We start from the raw sequence: 20519 nt of genomic DNA on the forward strand, positions 1-20519 counted from the left end.
TTAACTTCAATATTGCTGGTTTATTTCTTGTACTCTGGAGAGCCTACTTTACCCATAAAACAAATAGAGCCTGTTTCTTTTTCGGTTATTGTAAATACAAAAGGCTTGTCTAAAACAAACTGTTTGGGTCCACCAGCAGAAGTAAGTTCAATTCCAACCACTGTTACCGCAGCAGCTTCCGTTCCTTTTTCGTTAACATCTATAAAAGTTTTTTGTAAAACAAATGAGATTTTTGTAGGCAAATCGCTCATGCCACTAAAATCAGCACGATCACTAAAGGCAATACCAAGCCCTAAGTTAGCTAAAGCATCATTAAATAATTTCTCATAGGAGAATGTAAACTTGGGCATGGTAATTTTTATACTTTGCAAATTATAGTTGTTTTCCCAAGTGGTCCAATTTTCATTACTCATCATTGCTATAATGTCACCTTCTGTTTTATTAGTATTTGGAAGCATCAAAGTCATGGTATATTTATCATTTTTGTAGGGAAGTTGAACCGAAGAAAACACGTTGTTGGAGTAGTATTTTAAATCTTGTTCCATGCTCATCATATCTACATTTTTTGAAGAACCATCACTCAACTTAAAAGGTAAAGACTTGGTGTCTTTTACATCAAAACTAAATTTCCAATCACTTTTAAAATAAAGGGCATTAATGGCATAAAGTACTGCGTTAGGGTCAATTTCATTTAAAATTTTAGGAATTTTTCCATAGGTTTTATTCGACACCCAATTGTTTATGGCTCCTAAGGTTTCAGGATTACTAAAATCTTTGTTTTGTACTTCGGCTAAGTAGTATGTTTTGTTAGCTTCCAAAAACGTTTCTTTTACAGGAAATGTATTTTTTACCCAAAGCGAATTATCAATTTCGAAGGTTGTTCCAGAAGCGGTTTGTGTTAGGTTGGTAATAATATTTTGGTTTACCAGGTTTGTTTCATCTAAAGTAGCATCGCCATAATGAAACACATTTGCAAATGCTGTTTGGGTTTCTCCACTTGCCCCGTTATAAACCATACCTAAAGCTAATGAAGCACTCACTGGTGAAACCATATAATTAGTTTCAGTTTCAGTTTGTGCAATTTCCTTGAACAAAGAAAAAGCAAAATCATTGTTTGCTGTAACTATTTGGCTTGACTTAGTGATAGATTCAAAAGGCTCTAAAGAAGGAGTGTCTGCATCAGATGTGCTACAAGATTGAAATATAATAACACTTATTGTAACAAAAATGGAAAGTGTATTTGATAATTTCATGGTATAAAGTTTATAGTCTTTAATTGTAGATGCAAAAACAACAAAAAGGTTGCGGAAATTCATTCAATAAATTTAAGATATAATAGTTGCAAATTTTTATTAATTTTAGAATTCTAAAGCTAAAAAGATGCAGTACCAAGCCAATACACCTGAAGATTACATCAGTCAACTTCCAGAAGACCGACAGGAACCTGTAAAGAAATTGAGGGCAATCATCAAAAAAAACCTCCCAAAAGGGTTTGAAGAAACGATTAGTTATGGTATGATTGGTTATGTGGTGCCGCATTCTATATATCCCGATGGCTACCATTGCACACCAGAATTACCATTGCCTTTTTTGAGTTTTGCTTCACAAAAAAATTCTATAAATGTATATCATATGGGCGTTTATGCTAAAAAAGAATTGTATGATTGGTTTGTAACAGAATATCCAAAACATTGCAAACGAAAATTGGATATGGGCAAAAGTTGCATCAGGTTTAAATATATTGACGATATTCCGTATGAACTTATTGGAGAATTGGCTTCAAAAATGACGGTTGCTGGATGGATTTCAATTTATGAACAAGCTTTTAAAAAATAAATTCTATTTTTACCAAATAACCTACAACCCACACTTTAATTGAATTATTTCGAAATTCTACAATCCTTTCACTTAACCGTATTGCAATGGACCGCTATTTGTTTTGCAGTATTTTTATTGGGCTTGTCAAAATCTGGTATTAAAGGTATTGGGATTATTATTGTCGTGATTCTGGCTTTTGTTTTTGGTGAAAAAACATCTACAGGCATACTCTTACCTCTATTAATTTTTGCCGATATTTTTGCCGTCATTTATTATAACAAACATGCACAATGGCATTACATAAAAAAACTGTTGCCAGCTATGGTCATTGGGGTTTTAGTAGGCGTTTGGGTGGGTAACGATATTTCTGAAGCGCTTTTTAAGCGCATCATGGCGATTATTATCATTGGGTCGGTATTTATTATGTTTTATATGGAAAACAGGAAATCTGCCACCATACCCACTAGTAAATGGTTTTCTAATTCTGCTGGATTTCTTGCCGGTTTTACTACCATGGTTGGTAATTTGGCTGGACCTGTTTCCGATATCTATTTTCTTGCCATGCGTATGCCCAAAAACGAATTTATAGGTACGGCGGCATGGTTATTCTTTATAATAAATGTGTTTAAATTACCCTTTCATATATTTATTTGGGAAACTGTTAGCTTTGAAACTTTGGTTTTAAATTCTGTATTAATACCTATGGTTATTTTAGGTTTTTTCTTAGGAGCATATATTGTAAAGCTCATATCCAACGTTAATTACAGGCGTTTTGTACTTATAGTAACTGCCTTGGGTGGCATCATTATGTTGTTTAGATAACAGATGTTTTACACAACCAATTCATTTTTTTATTACATTTAACATCTAAACCATAAACCAATAATATGTCTGACAAAAAAAACTTAAACGACGCCGTAGATGGCGCTAAAGAATCTGCAAGAGAATTTACTCAAGGAGCTAATGAAATTGCTGCTGGCGAAAACAAAAAAATATTAGCTGGTATTTTAGCTATTTTACTTGGTGCTTTTGGAGTTCATAAATTTATCTTAGGATATCAAAAAGAAGGTATTATTATGTTAGTTGTTACTATCATTCTAGGAGCTATCACTTGTGGAATTGCCGCTTCACTTGTGGGTGTAGTTGGTTTAATAGAAGGTATCATATACTTAACTAAATCTGACGAGGAATTTTACAAAACCTACCAAGTAGGTAAAAAACCTTGGTTTTAATTTTTTTAATACCAAACAAGTGTTAATGGCTCTTTTTAGGGTAATCAACTCATTTAAAACAAAAAGCTATTCTACAATATAGAATAGCTTTTTGTTTTTGTTATAATTTCGAATGAAAGTTATTCCTCATTATTCTCCATAAATTTACGTTCCAATTCTGCTTGGAACTCTTCCATAACTGGTTTTACGGTGCTTTCGGGCAAGTCGGCAATTTTTATGTACATCAAACCATCAACCGAATTGTTAAATAGCGGATCTACATTAAAAGCCACCAAACGCGCATTCTGTTTTATATATTTTTTAAGCAGTACAGGAAGGCGTAACGCTCCTGGTTCTATTTCATCAATAATTTTATCAAACTTAATTAAATCAGCTTCAGTTTCATCAAAAACAAAATCTTTATCAGCATCTTTCAATTTTACTTTAAACTCTTTTTTTGGATGCACATATTGTGCAATGTATGGGTCGTAGTAATGCGATTTCATAAACTCAATCATCAACGATTTTGAGAAGTTTGAAAACTGGTTACTAATACTTACACCTCCAATTAAAAATTTATGTTCTGGGTAACGCAATGTAGTATGCACAATGCCTTTCCAAAGTAAAAATAAAGGCATTGGTTTTTGCTGGTATTCTTTAATAATGAAAGCGCGCCCCATTTCTATAGATTGGCTCATCATTTTATGTAACTCGGGTTCAAACCTAAAAAGGTCTTGTAAATAAAAACCATCTATACCATACTGTTCGAAAATTTTAGAGCCTAAGCCCATTCTGTATGCACCCGCAAGTACATTTTTCTCGTTATCCCATAAAAACATGTGATGGTAGTAATTATCAAAAGCATCTAAATCGATAGCTTCATTGGTGCCTTCGCCTACTTCTCTAAAAGTGATTTCGCGTAAACGCCCAATTTCTCGCAGAATATGAGGGATTTTAGAAGCTTCTGCCAAAAACACTTCATAGTTTTTACTTTGCAATAATCTAGAATCGTCTTTACGTAGGGCTTCTACCTCAGTTATCATTAATGCATTATCAACTGGAGTTACAATGCGTTTAGGCGATTTTGGTGTTTTTAAAGTAGATTGAATATTATCTAATATCTTCGGCTTGTCTTCAAAAGAATTGGAAAGCATATAGGTTTTTCGTCTTAAAAATTCTGAGAATTCTTCAAGGGTTGTATATTCTTTTTGGTCTTCAACCGAAATAGGTCTTCCTATACGCACTTTTATGGTACGGCGTTTTTGGGTTAGCAATTCAGAGGGTAATTTGGCCGTTCTAAACGTATCGCTAATTTTTGAAAGCTTGTAAAACAATCTACTGTTTTTTGCATGGAAATAAATAGGAACTACCGGCACTTCGGCTTTTTTAACTAATTTCATGGCAGCTTCTTCCCAAGGGCGATCTACTACTAATTTACCATCACGATAGGTTGAAACTTCTCCAGCAGGAAAGAGCCCTAGGGGATGCCCATTGCGCAAATGTAGTATGGAATTTTTAAAACCTGATAGACTCGATTTTGCATCTTTTCTATCCTCAAAAGGATTTACCGGCATAATATAAGGCTTCATGGGCTCGATACGATGCAATAAAAAGTTGGCTATTATTTTAAAATCGGTGCGCTGTTCAAGCATTAATTTTAAAAGTAAGATACCATCTATTCCACCAAGCGGATGATTGGACACCGTAATGTAAGCTCCGTCTTTTGGGAGGCGTTTTAAATCTTCTTCTGGAATTTCGAATTTAATTTGAAAATCATCTAAAATAGCATCTAAAAAAGGGAGATCGTTAAGGTGCTTATTTCGGTTGTATATTCTATTAAGTGTTGAAATTTTAAGCACCTTCATAAGTAACCATCCAATAAACGTGCCTATAAAGCCATAGTTATCTACGCTTATTGCTTTAGCCACTTCTTTAGCTGATACTAATCCTGAATCTTGTTGTTTGGTCATGACTGTAAATGTACTAAATTGTTTATTTACTTACTACTTGAACAGTTTCTTGCGTTAATTGTTTTAATAACACGGTTTTACCTTCTTCAATTTGGTTAATTGCACCTTGTGTGTAATGACGAATCGTATAAAGTGATACGTTTTCGTGACAAGTTACTTTAAATTTTGCTTTTAAATGATGTAATAATTTGTCCAGATTATTATAAATATTATCCACACATACCGAAAAACTAATGGCCGAATTTTGAATTACATCTACCTTCATTTTATATAAATGTAGTAAATTAAAAATTTCACTAATATTTTCTTCCACTATATATGAAAAATCCAACGATGATAATGATATTAGAACTTGGTTTTTCTTCACAATGAAACAAGGCACCATGGGATCTAAAGTAATATTTTTGCCAATTCTGGTTCCTGGAGCTTCTGGGTTTAAAAACGATTTTACATATAGTGGAATTTCTTTACCTTGTAAAGGTTGTAAGGTTTTGGGGTGAATAACCGAAGCACCATAAAATGCTAACTCAATAGCTTCGCGGTAGCTTATTTGGTTTAACAATTGGGCGTTTTCAAAATAACGTGGGTCGGCATTTAAAACACCCGGAACGTCTTTCCAAATGGTTACATTATCGGCGTTTAAGCAATATGCGAAAATAGCAGCGGTATAATCGCTCCCTTCTCTACCCAATGTAGTTGTGAAATTATTGGCATCACTTCCTAAAAAGCCTTGGGTAATATTTAAAATAGATTTATTGAAATTTGTTGTAATTAATTGTTGAGTTTCTTCCCAATTAACATTGGCTCTTCTGTAATAACTATCGGTTTTAATGTGTTCGCGAACATCTATCCAGTTGTTTTTTAATCCAATAGCATTTAAACATTCACTAACAATAAGCGTTGAAATTAATTCGCCATAGCCAATAATTTGGTCGTAAACAAAATTATAATCGGGTGATTTGTTAGTTTCTAAAAACTGGTTAAGTTCATTAAAAAATCCTGTTACTTTTTTAAAAACTTGATGGTTTTCATTAGCAAATAAATCTAATAAAATTTCATTATGGTATTTTTTAACTTCTTGCAAAGCACTTTGTAATTCGGTTTTATTTTCAAAATAATTTTTAATTACAAGTTCTAATGCATTGGTTGTTTTCCCCATAGCAGAAACAACAATTAAAGTGTTTTTATAACCCACTTTTTGTAATAAAGAAGCAATATTCTTAACGCCATTAGCATCTTTAACCGATGCGCCACCAAATTTAAATACTTGCATACTATAAGTTTGCTATATAATCTTTTATGCCTTGTTCGCTTAAATGAACTACATTCCAATCTTGTAAAACACGTGCGCCTTTTTTCTCGTATAAAGTTATGGCTGGTTTGTTCCAATTTAAAACTTCCCAATTAATTCGCTTAACCCCTAATTGATGCCCATATTTAATAACTTCATCTAAAAGGGCAGTTCCTAAACCGGCACCACGCATCGATTCATTAACTATTAAATCTTCAAGGTGTAAAATTTTGCCTTTCCAGGTCGAGAAACGGTGAAAAACTATGGCAGTTCCTTCTACTTTGTTATTTATTTCTGCAACAAAACATATAAATGCAGGCGTTTCGCTAAAGCCATCATTTTCTAAATCTTTTAGGGTAACTTCAACAGCGTCAGGTTCATTTTCAAACTGTGCTAACTGATTTATTAACAAAAGCACTTGTGGCATATCTTCTTTTTTTGCCTTTCTTATTGTGAAACTCATAATATTTTTAAATTATTTCAAAGATAACTTAAAGTTGAACAAATAAAAGATTAATCTTAGGCGAAAACGTTGTAGTTCATTAAAAAATAATTGATATTTGTAGCACAAAAATCTAATTTATGGCTCACAAAAAGCAAACCTTAGGAGAATTTATTATTGAAAACCAAGCCGCATTTAAATATTCTTCCGGCGAATTATCAAGTTTACTTAATTCCATTAGATTAGCAGCCAAAATAGTGAACCACGAAGTTAACAAAGCTGGTTTGGTAGATATTATTGGTGCTGCAGGCGATACCAATATTCAAGGGGAAGACCAACAAAAATTGGATGTTTACGCCAACGAAAAATTTATTCAAACACTTACAAAACGTAATATTGTTTGTGGTATTGCAAGTGAAGAAGAAGATGATTTTATATCAATCAATAGTCAAGATGAAAACCATCAGAATAAGTATATCGTTTTAATTGACCCACTTGATGGATCTTCAAATATTGATGTAAATGTATCTGTAGGTACTATTTTTTCAATTTATAGACGTGTTACACCTGTTGGAACGCCTGTAACATCTGAAGATTTTTTACAAAAAGGTAGCCAACAAGTAGCTGCTGGATATATTGTATATGGTACATCAACCATGTTGGTTTATACTACTGGTGCTGGCGTAAATGGCTTTACATTAAATCCTGCTATAGGTTCGTTTTATTTGTCGCATCCAGATATGCAGTTTCCAGAAGATGGTAATATTTATTCCGTAAACGAAGGTAATTACCTTCAGTTTCCACAAGGAATAAAAGATTATATTAAATATTGCCAAAAAGACGAAGATGAGAGACCTTATACTTCAAGATACATTGGTTCTTTAGTATCCGATTTTCATAGAAATATGATTAAAGGCGGTATTTATATGTATCCACAAAGTTCAAAAAACCCTAACGGAAAATTACGTTTGCTATACGAATGTAACCCTATGGCTTTTTTAGCAGAACAGGCTAACGGAAAAGCAAGCGATGGTTTTTGCAGGATAATGGATATAAAACCAACCGAACTGCATGAACGCGTTCCTTTTGTTTGTGGCAGCAAAAATATGGTTGAAAAGTGTGAGGAATTTATGAGAGCCGCAAAATAAATAAAGACCTTTAAAAACAAAAAACGCGAACTGATAAAAGTTCGCGTTTTTTGTTTTTAAACTATATTTTAGGTTTAATATATTTAATACAATCGTTAAAGGTTTCGAAAATATGTTCTCTAGGCATTAAATCTGGAATAATGTCAATACGTTCCATCATGTATTTTGGTTGATCTAACAAATCGACAAAGTAAGCGGTGATGTTGTTTTTGTTCAATTCCTGTAGCACATCTTCCATGGCATATAACCCTGACTGATCCATATATTGCATACGATCTAAACGAATAATAACCATTGATGCTGTACTTGGCACTTGAGCCGACAAGCTTTGAAACTCGCTTGTTGAACCAAAAAACAGAGGGCCTTTAATATGTTTGATAAATACCTTTTCTTTTAAATCTGTAGGGAAATCCAATTCATCCTTCCAAACTTCTTCTTTTAAAGATTTAACGTCAGAACGTTCAGCAGTTAAATCGCCTATTTTTTTCATAAACATTAAAGAAGCAATTACAAGCCCAATACCTACGGCATAAACTAAATTCCATAATGAAGAAAGTAATAATACGACAAACATAATGATCACTTCGGAACTTACTTTAAAAGGACCTATTTTTGCGTCTCTTGGTAAACTTGGTATGGCTTTAAGTCCTTTATAATCCATTACGCCTATTCCCACAGTAATTAAAATACCGGCAAGTACAGCCGCTGGAATTTGTGAAGCAATAGGGCCAAGTCCTAATAAAATAATAAGGAGCATAATACCTGCTATCATTCCAGAAAGTTTTGTTTTACCTCCAGAATTAATATTTACAACCGTTCTTATGGTGGCTCCAGCTCCTGGCAGACCACCAAATATAGCACCTATGCTATTACCAATACCTTGACCAATTAGTTCCTTATTTGGTTTGTGCTTAGTTTTAGTCATATTATCGGCCACAACACTTGTTAATAAGGAATCGATGGCACCCAACAGGGCTAAAGTTAAAGCTGTAAAAACATAAGGTGTAATAGTTGCGATACTAAAACTTGTGAAAATTTCTAAATGTGGCATGGGAATACCACTCGGAATTTCTTCAATAGGTCTGTAATTTAATCCAAAAGCTATGGCCGCACCAGAAACGACCACCAAAGCCACCAAAGTACTTGGTATTTTGGTAGTGATTCGTTTAAAACCATAAATGATAAATATGGTTGAAAGTGCTAAAATTAACTCTAACCAATTAATACTTTGAATAGCTCTAGGCAATACTTTTAAGGTTCCTAAAACCCCAGAAGCTTCATTTTTTGCGAGTGTTTTCGATTCTTTTAAAATATCATCTTCATTAATAAATTGGGCCCTCTCTACGGTTTCTTTAAAATTTTCTAAAACTAAAATGCCTTCACCTGCTTCTTCTTTTAATATGTTTTCTAAAATTAATTCTTCGGCTTGTGGTCTAAATTGGTTTACAAACTCAATGTCTTCTTTTGGGTAATAACCTATAGAAGGTAAAACTTGTGTGACTAAAATAATAACACCAATGGCCGTCATAAAACCAGAAACCACGGGGTAGGGAATGTATTTTATGTATTTACCAAGCCCCAGGACACCTAATCCAACTTGCATAAAACCAGCTAATAAAAACACAAGAAGTATGGCAGGTAATGCTTTTTCAACATCGCCATCGTTTACAGCAATAATACCAGCAATTACCACCATACTTACTGCCGTCATTGGTGCGGTGGGTCCTGAAATTTGCGTATTGGTTCCTCCAAAAAGTGCTGCAAAAAAACTTAAAAATATAGCACCGTAAAGTCCTGCACTAGGCCCTAAACCAGAGGACACACCAAAAGCTAGTGCTAATGGCAATGCTACGATACCCGCAGTAATGCCGCCGAAAGCATCACCTTTAATATTTGAAAATAGATTTTTCATGATATAATATTTATTGTTTTATTTATTGGTTATCTTAACAAGTTGTCAAGACTAGTTGGCGGTTATCACCCTAAAGGGTGATACTGTTTTTAACAGTATGTTTAAGTTTCGAAGTTAATTATTTAAAATCAAGAAATAGAGCAATATTTAAAAAAGTATTCGTCTCTTTTTTTGAATAACTCTATTTAAAAGGTTACAAAAGCGATTATATTAAATTGATCTCTACCAGAATTTTCAAAAAACTGGTTCATGTAGCCTGCTTCCAATTTTACGTTTTTATTTAAGTTATAACCAATGCCTCCAAACACTCGATTTCTATCAAAAATGGCACTTTCAGTATTTAAAAAGATTTCGTTATAAGCCGAAACATAATAGTTGCTTGTTTCTGCAAAAGGAATGTTCAGTCCTAAAAAATAACGAAAACGCATTTTAAAATCGTCTTCAACAAAACGTTGCTCAAAACGGTAGCGATGGTTTAATGTAACACTTCCTATATTTTTTTTTGATGTAAATTGTTGAAAAATTCGGTGTTCATTTACGCTTGCTTTTTCGTCGGTTTCCCCTATATAATTTTCAGACAGGATATAGCCATATCCTAATAAAACATTGTTTTTACCTTCATTAAAAGTGTAACCTAAACCTGTTCTAATAAGTAATTGTTCTAAATCGCCAACGGCATTATAGTTTCGGTATTGGACTTCGTTATGAATGTTCCACTTTGAATTTATTTTTTTGTTTCCAATATAAATTAGCCAATTACCAAAATTACTGTCTTGGGCATTTATAAAGTTAGGCAGCACTAACGCTATTGTTAGTGCCACCATACTTATCCTCTTCTTCATAATATTTTCTATTTTATTCAAAAAACACCACTTCACCTGTATTAATATCATACATAGCACCAACAATGTCTATCTCATTATTATCTTCCATTTCTTTTAAAACAGGGCTTTGTTTTCGTATGTTTTCTATGGCCATTAATACGTTTTTCTCAGCCACACTATCAACAAACTCTAGGTTTTTAGAATTTCTTAAGCTTTTATCGGCAGGTTCTTCTACAGCCTCTACAGCTGGCTTAATTTTACCCAGCATATTAGTTAAATTGCCAAGTTTGGCATCGTCGCATGCCCCTTTAATGGCACCACAACTTGTATGGCCTAGTACCACTAGTAATTTTGTCCCGGCTATTTTAGATGCGAATTCCATGCTGCCTAAAATATCTTCATTAATAAAGTTTCCTGCGATACGAACACTAAATACATCACCTAAACCTTGATCGAAAATTAATTCGGCCGAAACTCTAGAATCTATACAGCTTAAAATGGTAGCAAATGGAAATTGCCCCTCGCTGGTATCGTTTACTTGTTCTAAATAGTTACGGTTTGCTTTTAAATTGTTTTGAAACCTTAAATTTCCTTCCTTTAAAAATTGCAAAGACTTTTGAGGCGTCATGGTTGCTTGCGTTTCTCTTGTGTGTGCTTTCATAATATCTTATTGTTTTAATTTGTTTATATTGTAAATACTAGTGTTATAATGAATAATTTCTTTTGCCCGTTAATAAGAGCGAAACATGAAGATTATTTACAATTAACTTCATGTTTTGTGTTGCTGTTTTTGATTTGCTTTTTGAAGGATCTTCATGCCTATTCACACACAACAAGTTAATGTTATTTTTAGTTAGGTAATTTGAAAGATTGCTAATCGTATTGTCATTTTCTTCAAACACATACTCTATAGTATTGCTGTTTGCAGAAAGATTAGTTTCTTCTGAAGTCTTCGATTTTTCAACTATTTTAAATGATTTTATAGGCTCTTGCATATGGGCAAACAAATCTTCAGCTAAACTGCTATTAAATAGGGGCTCTATGCTATTTAATACACCTAACGATAATTTTTCATTAGGTTCTAATGTGTTGTTGGCATCTGCAATTAGAATAGTGCCATCAAATTGTTTTAATACAAACTGAATAATTTTATCGCCACCCAAACTTATAAGATTGTTTTTTTTCTTTCCTAAAACAATAATATCTGGTTGCTTTTGTTCAATGTAACTCGCTATTTCATGTTTAACATTACCAAACACAAACGAATAGTTTATGTTTATTTGATGTTCATCTGCAATAGTTTTTACTATCTTTTTTATCTTCTTATCAGTCGCTGTGTAGTCGTGGTTAATGGCACGCATGGCAGATAATTGATTTTCTCTTTCAACTACATCTGAAGCACTTTTTACATAAAAAAAGTCTACCTCAGCATCAATCATTTTTGCCAGACTAACGGTACTTTGCAGCGTGGAGCTTGTCGATTTTTTTAAATCGGCAAGTATCAATATTTTATATTTATTTTTTTTCATGATGATTAACTTAAGCTTAAATTAGATTTTGGTCTTTCATTAAAGAACTTGATAAAACTTGATGGGTTTTCTACAACACCACGTTTTGAAACAAGATTAATATCAATGTTTCTTTCTTTGGCTTTAAATAGAAAATCTTCAAGAATCTCTATAATATCATGGTCTAAATATCTGGTTTTAATTAGGTCGAGTTCTAAATAAGTATCTCTTGGTAAACTATCCAGTTCTTTAAGAATAGCTCCCTTGTTGAAGAAGGTTACCTCCTCGGCAAGTGTCATTTTTATTTTATGTTTTCCATTACTTTTATCTTCAATATGAAGGAAATGTGAATTTTGGTAACTTTTTAATAATATAACCACAATTCCAACCAGAAGTCCTAAACCAATTCCAACTAGTAAATCGGTAAAAACGATACCTACAACAGTCGCTATAAATGGCACCCATTGTTTCCACCCCAACTTGTACATTTTTTTGAATAAAGATGGTTTTGCTAATTTAAATCCAACAATTAATAATACAGCGGCTAATACCGATAATGGAATTTTGTTAAGTAAGGTAGGTATTAAAACAACCGAAATTAATAACAAGAACCCATGTAATATGGTTGATAATTTACTTTTTGCGCCAGATTGTACATTGGCTGAACTTCTAACAATTACTTGTGTTATAGGCAAACCACCTATTAAACCAGAAACAATATTTCCAGCTCCTTGTGCTAATAGCTCTCTATTTGTTGGAGTTACATTTTTATCTGGGTCAATTTTATCAGAAGCTTCGACAGATAATAATGTTTCTAAACTGGCTACTAATGCAATAGTAAATGCTACAATCCACACATCGTGGTTTAAGATAATTGCAAAGTTTGGAAAACTAAATTGTCCTAAGAAAGATGTTACATCTTCAGGGATAGGCACACTTACCATATGTTGAGTTCCTATTGAAAATAGTTCATGACCTTGAGTTACCGAGAAGAAAATAATACCTAAAACAACTACAACAAATGGTCCTGGAATTATTTCGAAAATCTTAGCTTTTTTACTTAATACTTTATCCCAAAATATCAAGATTAATAAACTTATAACCCCAATTAATAAAGCACCTGGTTGAATATTACTTAACATTCTGAATAATTCTGAAAAAGTATTACCTCCATCAATCTCAAAAAACTCAAGATCCCAAGCAGATTCTTCATCATAACCAAAAAAGTTTGGAATCTGTTTTAAAATGATGATGATTCCAATACCTGTTAACATCCCTTTTATCACAGAGGAAGGGAAATAATACCCAATGACACCTGCTTTTAATATTCCAAAAATTACTTGGATAATTCCACCTAATACAACGGCGACAAGGAAATTCTCATAACCGCCTAAAGAGCCGATAGCAGTTAAAACAATAGCTGCTAAACCTGCGGCTGGACCACTTACTCCCACTTTAGAGCCACTTAAGCCTCCAACTACAATGCCTCCAACAATACCAGCAATTAAACCTGAAAACAGAGGCGCGCCACTAGCTAAAGCAATACCCAAACACAGAGGTAAAGCAACAAAAAATACAACGATACTTGCAGGCAAGTCGTTTTTAATAGATTTAAACATATTATAATATTATTTCACTCTTGATTATAAAACCAAAAGTTATTAAACGTAATTAATTGACTTTTATAAAAGTCTAAAAAACCGAGATTATAATATGATGTGCTCTGGAGGAGGGGAAATTAAATTGAGATGAGGTTTAGGGTATTTTTTAAATTGATAACCAAAAAATCGATAATCTTTCAATTTAAAATTAGTTAAAACATCATTGTTTTGTAATGAAAATGGAGATACCAACTTTTTTACATGGCTGTTTTCCTCTTCTTCTGCTAAAGAATAAAACACAGAAGTATCAATAGCATCATCTAATATAACAATTACTGATGGCGCTACTATAAGAGCCATAAATAATGTTATAAAAAAAATTGCTATTGTTTTTTTAATCATCAAATAAAAATTATTTTGAACGCAAATATAATACTTAACACTTTTTAAAATGTTAAATAAATTTTAAAATGATTTAAAACTTAACGGTTTTGAGATTTGAATAATTTCAAAGGTTATTACTTACGGATATGGCATAAAAAATCCCTTTACTACTATTAATAAAGGGATTTTCATAAAAATATGAATTAGTTTTATAATGCCACTAAATCGTCAATTTCGCTTTTAGTAGGCAAATCTGATTTGCCCATTAAATAAATATCCACTTGACGAGCAGCTTCACGACCTTCAGAAATTGCCCAAACAATTAATGATTGCCCTCTGCGCATATCGCCAGCTGCAAATATGTTAGGAATATTGGTTTGGTATTTGCCATATTCAGCTTTATAGTTAGAACGAGCATCTTTTTCAATACCTAATTTATCTGCAATGGTGCTTTCTGGACCTGTAAAACCAAGAGCCAATAAAGCTAAATCGCATGGCCATGTTTTTTCTGTACCTGCAACCTCAATTAACTGAGGGCGCTCACCAGGAACCATTTTCCATTCAACATTTATAGTTTTTAAAGCTGTTAACTTACCGTTAGCGTCCTTAACAAATTCCTTTGTGTTAATTAACCAGTTACGTTCCACGCCCTCTTCATGAGATGACGATGTTTTTAACTGTAATGGCCAAAAAGGCCAAGGGGTAGTAGGTGAACGGTGTCCTGGAGGTTTCGGCATAATTTCAAAATTCACTACAGATTTTGCTCCTTGACGGTTTGATGTTCCAACACAATCCGATCCGGTATCTCCACCACCAATAACAATAACGTGCTTATCGGTTGCTAAAACTTGGTCTTTAACTTCTTTGCCAAATAGCACTTTAGTTTGTTGGGTTAAAAAATCCATAGCTTGGACAACACCATCGGCATCGGCACCGGGCGTTGGTAAACTTCTTCTTAAAGTAGCGCCACCACAAAGCACGACAGCATCAAACTTTTTAAGGTCTTTAACATCATAATTTACGCCAACGTTTACATTGGTTTTAAATGTAATGCCTTCAGCTTCTAATATGGCAACCCTACGGTCTATAATTCCTTTTTCCATTTTGAAATTAGGAATACCATAACGCAGTAAACCTCCAACTTCATCATCTCTCTCAAAAACAGTTACCGTATGGCCAGCTCTATTTAATTGCTGAGCAGCGGCTAAACCAGCAGGACCAGAACCAACAACTGCTGTTGTTTTACCAGTTCTTACTTTTGGTGGTTGTGGTTTTATCCAACCTTCTTTAAAGGCACGTTCAACAATTTGTTTTTCGATGTTTTCAATAGAAACGGGGTCTTCAATAATACCTAATACACAAGACTTTTCGCAGGGAGCAGGACATAAACGACCTGTAAACTCTGGAAAATTGTTGGTAGCGTGCAATAACCATGAGGCTTTGTGCCATTCGCCTTGATGAACCATGTGGTTGAAATCTGGAATTAAGTTGCCAAGTGGGCAACCACTGTGGCAAAATGGAATTCCGCAATCCATACAACGCGATCCTTGTTTAGTGATTTCAGCTTCACTTAAAGGAATAGTAAATTCTTTATAATTTTTTACACGCTCTGGTACGGGCGCATTACTTTCATCTTGTCTTTCAAATTCTTTAAATCCTGTTACTTTTCCCATGACATTATGCTATTGTTAGTTCTTCTACCTGTTGTACTTCAGTTTCTAAGCGTATTAATGCTTTTTTGTATTCGGTAGGCATCACTTTTACAAAGTTTTTTAAACTAGTTTCCCAGTTTTCTAATAATTCTTTACCTCGGTTACTATTGGTGTATAGAACCTGTTTTTCAATTAATGATTTCAAATCTTGAGCATCTTCATTTAAAATATCTTCAAATTCTATAGATTCTGTATTACACAATCCGTTTTTAAATTTATTTTCGGGATCGTAAACGTATGCAATACCACCGCTCATACCTGCTGCAAAATTTCTTCCTGTTTTACCAAGAACCACTACTTTTCCACCAGTCATGTATTCACAACCATGATCTCCAAGCCCTTCAACCACTGCAATGGCACCAGAGTTTCTAACAGCAAAACGTTCACCAGCAATTCCGTTTATATAGGCTTCACCTTGAACAGCACCGAATAAACAAACATTACCAACAATAATGTTGTTCTCTGCAATAAAAGTAGCTTTAGCCGGTTTTTTGACGATTAATTTGGCCCCAGACAATCCTTTACCTAAATAATCATTCGTGTTTCCTTCCAAAATGAATGTTAAACCATTGGCTCCAAAAGCTCCAAAACTTTGACCAGCAGATCCTGTGAAGTTTATATTTAAAGTATCTTCAGGCAACCCTAAATGACCATATATTTTTGAAATTTCGTTACTAACTATAGCACCCACCGTACGATCTGTATTGTGTATTGGGTAATCTAAAGTCATTTTTTCTTTTCTATATAAAGCTCTGTGAGAATCTTTTAAGATTTTAAAATCAAGAACGTCATCTAAATTATGATCTTGTTTTTCGGTGTTTTTAACAGTCATAAGCTTATAGGCTTCTGGACGGTGTAAAATAGCCGATAGATCTAAACCTTTTGCTTTATAATGTTTTATAGCTTTGTTTGCATTAATTTTATGGGTTTGACCAACCATTTCTGCCAAAGTTCTAAACCCTAATTGTGCCATAATACCTCTTAATTCCTCAGCAATGTAGTAGAAGAAATTAATAACGTGTTCTGGAGTTCCTTTGAAGTTTTTACGTAACTCTTTATCTTGAGTTGCGATACCTACTGGACACGTATTTAAGTGACACTTACGCATCATGATACAACCAGAAGCTACTAAAGGAGCGGTTGCAAAACCAAATTCTTCTGCACCTAATAAGGCTGCAATGGCAACATCGCGACCCGTTTTTAATTGGCCATCACACTCTACAACAATTCTACTTCTTAAGTTATTTAAAACCAAGGTTTGTTGTGCTTCGGCTAAACCAAGTTCCCAAGGTAAACCAGCGTGTTTTAATGATGTTAATGGAGAAGCCCCGGTTCCACCATCATATCCTGCTATTAATACCACATCGGCTTTGGCTTTTGCTACACCCGCAGCAATAGTACCTACACCAACTTCAGATACAAGTTTTACGTTTATTCTTGCTTCGCGATTGGCATTTTTTAAGTCGAAAATCAATTGAGCTAAATCTTCAATAGAATAAATATCGTGATGCGGCGGCGGTGAAATTAAACCAACAAATGGGGTTGAGTTACGTGCCGCAGCAATCCATGGTAATACTTTTTCACCAGGTAATTGTCCACCTTCACCAGGCTTAGCTCCCTGAGCCATTTTTATTTGTATTTCCCTAGCATTGGTTAAGTAATGTGATGTAACACCAAAACGACCAGAAGCTACTTGCTTAATAGCCGAGTTTCTGCTATCGCCATTTAAATCTGGGTGGAAACGTTTTCTATCTTCACCACCTTCACCAGAGTTAGATTTACCTCCAATACGGTTCATAGCAATCGCTAAGTTTTCATGCGCTTCTCTAGAAATAGATCCATAAGACATCGCTCCTGTTTTGAAACGTTTCACGATTTCGGTCCAAGGTTCAACTTCTTCTAAAGGAATTGGGTCTAATTTATCAAATTCAAATAAACCACGGATGGTCATTAAATTTTCAGACTGTTCGTTGATGGCTTTTGCATACACATCGTAACTCGCTTGGTCACTTAATCGAACTGCTTGTTGTAATTTTGAAACAGTTGTTGGGTTAAACATGTGGCGTTCACCATTACGTCTCCATCTGTAATCGCCTCCAATATTTAATCCTAAACGTTTATCGATTAAATTATCTGGGTATGCGTATTTGTAACGCTCGGTAATTTCTTTTTCAATTTCATACAAACCAATACCTTCAATTCTTGAAGCTGTATATGGGAAGTATTTTTCAACAAAAGCAGAATTAAAACCAACGATTTCGAAAATTTGAGAACCTCTGTATGAATGTAGCGTTGAGATTCCAATTTTATTCATCACTTTTAATATGCCCGAACCAATAGCTTTATTGAAATTATTAACGGCCTTTTGCTCGTCCATCCCCGTAATAAAGCCTTCTTTTACTTGGGCTCTAATTATTTCGTTCACCATATAAGGGTTGATGGCACTCGCACCATAACCAAATAAGGTAGCAAAATGATGTGGCTCACGTGGTTCTGCAGATTCAATAATAATATCGAAGTATGAACGTTTACGTAAGCGGTTCATTTGATGGTTTACATAAGAACATGCTAACAGTGCTGGAATAGGTGCGAAATCTTTATTTACACCTCTATCTGATAAGATAATGATATTTACACCATTATCTATTGCTTTAGATACTTGAATAATGATATCTTCCAAAGCATCTTCTAAACCGTTAAGACCTTGAGCTTTCGGGTATAAAATATGAATAGTTTCTGCTTTAAAACTTTCGATGGTAATAGTTCTAATTTTTTCTAGATCGGCATTAGAAATTACAGGGTTTTGTATTCTTAATTTTCTACATTGTCTTTTAGTAATGCTGAAAATATTTCTGTCTTTACCTAGATTTAAACTAATATCTGTTACAATTTCTTCGCGGATACCATCTAAAGGTGGATTGGTAACCTGTGCGAATAATTGTTTGAAGTAGTTAGAAATTAATTGTGGTCTATCTGATAATACCGCTAAAGGCGTATCAGTACCCATAGAGCCTAAGGCTTCTTTGCCAGAAACCGCCATAGGCGTAATTACTTCTTGAATATCTTCAAATGTATAGTTAAATAAACGTTGTCTCGTTTTAACATCAATGGTTTCTATAGGGCAAGTTTCGTTGGTATAAGGGACATCTTTTAAATGTAAACGTGTTTGGTCCAACCATTTTTTATATGGTCTTTCAGAAACAATTTTACTTTTTATTTCTTCATCTTCAATAATACGACCCTTGTTCATATCTACCAAGAACATTTTTCCTGGTTCCAATCTACCATGTCTTTCTACATCTTCAGGCGCAATATCTACGACACCAATTTCCGAAGCCATAATTAATTTACCACTTTTGGTAATAGTATATCTTGAAGGTCTTAGTCCGTTTCTATCTAATAAAGCACCAATATAATCACCATCTGTGAAAGGCACAGATGCAGGTCCATCCCAAGCTTCCATAATACAAGCGTTGTATTCGTAGAATGCTTTACGCTCTTCAGACATGGTTTTATGCTTTTCCCATGCTTCAGGAATCATCATCATCATGATTTCCGGTAACGATCTGTCGGTGTGTGTTAACAACTCAACCACCATATCCATAGAAGCAGAATCTGATTTTCCAGGTAAAATAATTGGGAATAATTTTTCAATTTGCGGGCCAAAAACGTCGCTTTTCATGATCTCTTCGCGTACACGCATTCTACTTACGTTGCCACGAAGGGTATTGATTTCACCATTTTGACACATAAAGCGGAACGGTTGTGCCAGTTCCCAAGTAGGCATCGTGTTGGTAGAGAAACGCTGGTGTACTAACGCCAAACGCGTTACTAAGTCAATTTGTTGTAAATCGGTATAATAAGGCCCAATATCTTCAGGCATGATAATACCTTTGTATATAAGGGTTGTTGTTGACAAACTTGGCACGTAAAAGTAGCCGCTTTCAGAAATTTTAGATTTTCTAATAGCATGTTCTGTTATTTTACGAGCAGCAAATAATTTTGCTTTAAAAACAGCTTCTGTTATATCTTCCGTTTTTCCAATAAATATTTGCTCTATTTTAGGTTCCGATGCCAAGGCGATTTCCCCTAATTGAGAAGAATCTACAGGTACATGTCTCCATCCTAAAATAGCAAGTCCTTGTTCTTTTATTTCCTTTTCAAAAGTATCTTTACAGAATTGATATTGATTAGGCACTTTAGGCAAAAACACCATGCCCACCGCATATTCTCTTTGGGCAGGAATACTAAAATTACAAACACGTTTAAAATAATCGTGAGGAATATCAATTAACAAACCAGCCCCATCACCGGTTTTTCCATCAGCACTTACACCGCCTCGGTGCTCTAACTTCACTAGAATTTCTAACGCATCGTGAATAATTTGATTTGTTTTCTCTCCTTTTAGATTACAAATAAAACCTGCACCACAATTTTCGTGTTCGAATTCAGGTAAATACATTCCTTGTTTCTTCAGCATAATCAACAAATATTGGTTTAAAACTTGAGTTGAAACGCTAAGATATGACCTTGTTTTTGAATAACAATAGAGGGGAATTCATTATTTCGATTTTAGAAGCGAAGTTTAACTTAAAATAATGATATATCAATAATAATGACATTTTTTAACAAATATTCAACACCTATTATTATAGTATAATTAAGAAATACTGAAATTATGTTAAGGAATTCTCATAT

At 33.9% G+C, this 20519-nt stretch carries 16 protein-coding genes; 4 read left to right on the forward strand and 12 right to left on the reverse strand.

All coding sequences use genetic code 11. From position 1 onward, the window contains the following. Positions 1–20 precede the first annotated feature (20 nt). Positions 21–1316, reverse strand: a complete 1296-nt coding sequence (locus tag EV196_RS17195; protein WP_132219015.1) for a serpin family protein — start codon at positions 1314–1316, stop codon at positions 21–23. 64 nt (positions 1317–1380) lie between these two features. Between EV196_RS17195 and EV196_RS17200 the strand changes: the two genes are divergently transcribed. The 3 genes from EV196_RS17200 (at position 1381) to EV196_RS17210 (ending at position 3050) form a co-directional block, all read left to right on the forward strand. Continuing rightward, positions 1381–1836, forward strand: coding sequence for a DUF1801 domain-containing protein (locus EV196_RS17200; protein WP_132219016.1), 456 nt, complete (start codon positions 1381–1383; stop codon positions 1834–1836). Between the two features lie 39 nt (positions 1837–1875). After that, the gene (locus EV196_RS17205; RefSeq protein ID WP_132219017.1) at positions 1876–2640 is read left to right on the forward strand and encodes a sulfite exporter TauE/SafE family protein; all 765 of its coding nucleotides are present in this window, start codon (positions 1876–1878) and stop codon (positions 2638–2640) included. 65 nt (positions 2641–2705) lie between these two features. After that, entirely contained in the window at positions 2706–3050 is a 345-nt protein-coding gene (locus EV196_RS17210) for a TM2 domain-containing protein (protein WP_132219018.1), read from the forward strand. A gap of 119 nt (positions 3051–3169) precedes the next feature. Here the strand turns inward: EV196_RS17210 and EV196_RS17215 are convergent, their stop codons facing one another. The 3 genes from EV196_RS17215 to EV196_RS17225 are packed head-to-tail and all read right to left on the reverse strand — an operon-like array spanning position 3170 to position 6753. Then, complete coding sequence (locus tag EV196_RS17215) at positions 3170–4999, reverse strand: GNAT family N-acyltransferase (RefSeq protein ID WP_132219019.1); 1830 nt, start codon at positions 4997–4999, stop codon at positions 3170–3172. 22 nt (positions 5000–5021) lie between these two features. Beyond that, positions 5022–6272 carry an aspartate kinase gene (locus EV196_RS17220; protein ID WP_132219020.1) on the reverse strand — a complete coding sequence of 417 codons (1251 nt, stop codon included), beginning with the start codon at positions 6270–6272 and terminating at the stop codon, positions 5022–5024. A 1-nt stretch (position 6273) separates the two neighbouring features. Then, entirely contained in the window at positions 6274–6753 is a 480-nt protein-coding gene (locus EV196_RS17225) for a GNAT family N-acetyltransferase (protein ID WP_132219021.1), read from the reverse strand. A 119-nt stretch (positions 6754–6872) separates the two neighbouring features. On the opposite strand from EV196_RS17225, the gene fbp reads away from it, so the two are divergent. Next, on the forward strand, positions 6873–7880 hold the full coding sequence (gene fbp / locus EV196_RS17230) for a class 1 fructose-bisphosphatase (RefSeq protein ID WP_132219022.1): 1008 nt from the start codon (positions 6873–6875) through the stop codon (positions 7878–7880). A 61-nt stretch (positions 7881–7941) separates the two neighbouring features. Here the strand turns inward: fbp and EV196_RS17235 are convergent, their stop codons facing one another. The 8 genes from EV196_RS17235 to gltB form a co-directional block, all read right to left on the reverse strand. Continuing rightward, entirely contained in the window at positions 7942–9792 is a 1851-nt protein-coding gene (locus EV196_RS17235; protein WP_132219023.1) for a SulP family inorganic anion transporter, read from the reverse strand. Between the two features lie 185 nt (positions 9793–9977). Continuing rightward, complete coding sequence (locus EV196_RS17240; protein WP_243652266.1) at positions 9978–10634, reverse strand: DUF2490 domain-containing protein; 657 nt, start codon at positions 10632–10634, stop codon at positions 9978–9980. Positions 10635–10647: 13 nt separating this feature from the next. Then, the gene (locus EV196_RS17245) at positions 10648–11277 is read right to left on the reverse strand and encodes a carbonic anhydrase family protein (protein ID WP_132219024.1); all 630 of its coding nucleotides are present in this window, start codon (positions 11275–11277) and stop codon (positions 10648–10650) included. A gap of 43 nt (positions 11278–11320) precedes the next feature. Next, positions 11321–12145, reverse strand: coding sequence for a universal stress protein (locus EV196_RS17250; RefSeq protein WP_132219025.1), 825 nt, complete (start codon positions 12143–12145; stop codon positions 11321–11323). 5 nt (positions 12146–12150) lie between these two features. After that, complete coding sequence (locus EV196_RS17255) at positions 12151–13743, reverse strand: SulP family inorganic anion transporter (protein WP_132219026.1); 1593 nt, start codon at positions 13741–13743, stop codon at positions 12151–12153. 87 nt (positions 13744–13830) lie between these two features. Next, the gene (locus tag EV196_RS17260; RefSeq protein ID WP_243652267.1) at positions 13831–14085 is read right to left on the reverse strand and encodes a hypothetical protein; all 255 of its coding nucleotides are present in this window, start codon (positions 14083–14085) and stop codon (positions 13831–13833) included. 233 nt (positions 14086–14318) lie between these two features. Further along, on the reverse strand, positions 14319–15782 hold the full coding sequence (locus EV196_RS17265; protein WP_132219028.1) for a glutamate synthase subunit beta: 1464 nt from the start codon (positions 15780–15782) through the stop codon (positions 14319–14321). Positions 15783–15786: 4 nt separating this feature from the next. Continuing rightward, a complete protein-coding gene (gene gltB, locus EV196_RS17270) occupies positions 15787–20301 on the reverse strand; it encodes a glutamate synthase large subunit (protein ID WP_243652268.1) in 4515 nt (1504 codons plus the stop codon). Between the last annotated feature and the right edge of the window lie 218 nt (positions 20302–20519).

This window comes from Mariniflexile fucanivorans (assembly GCF_004341235.1).
GTDB classification, from domain to species: Bacteria; Bacteroidota; Bacteroidia; order Flavobacteriales; family Flavobacteriaceae; genus Mariniflexile; species Mariniflexile fucanivorans.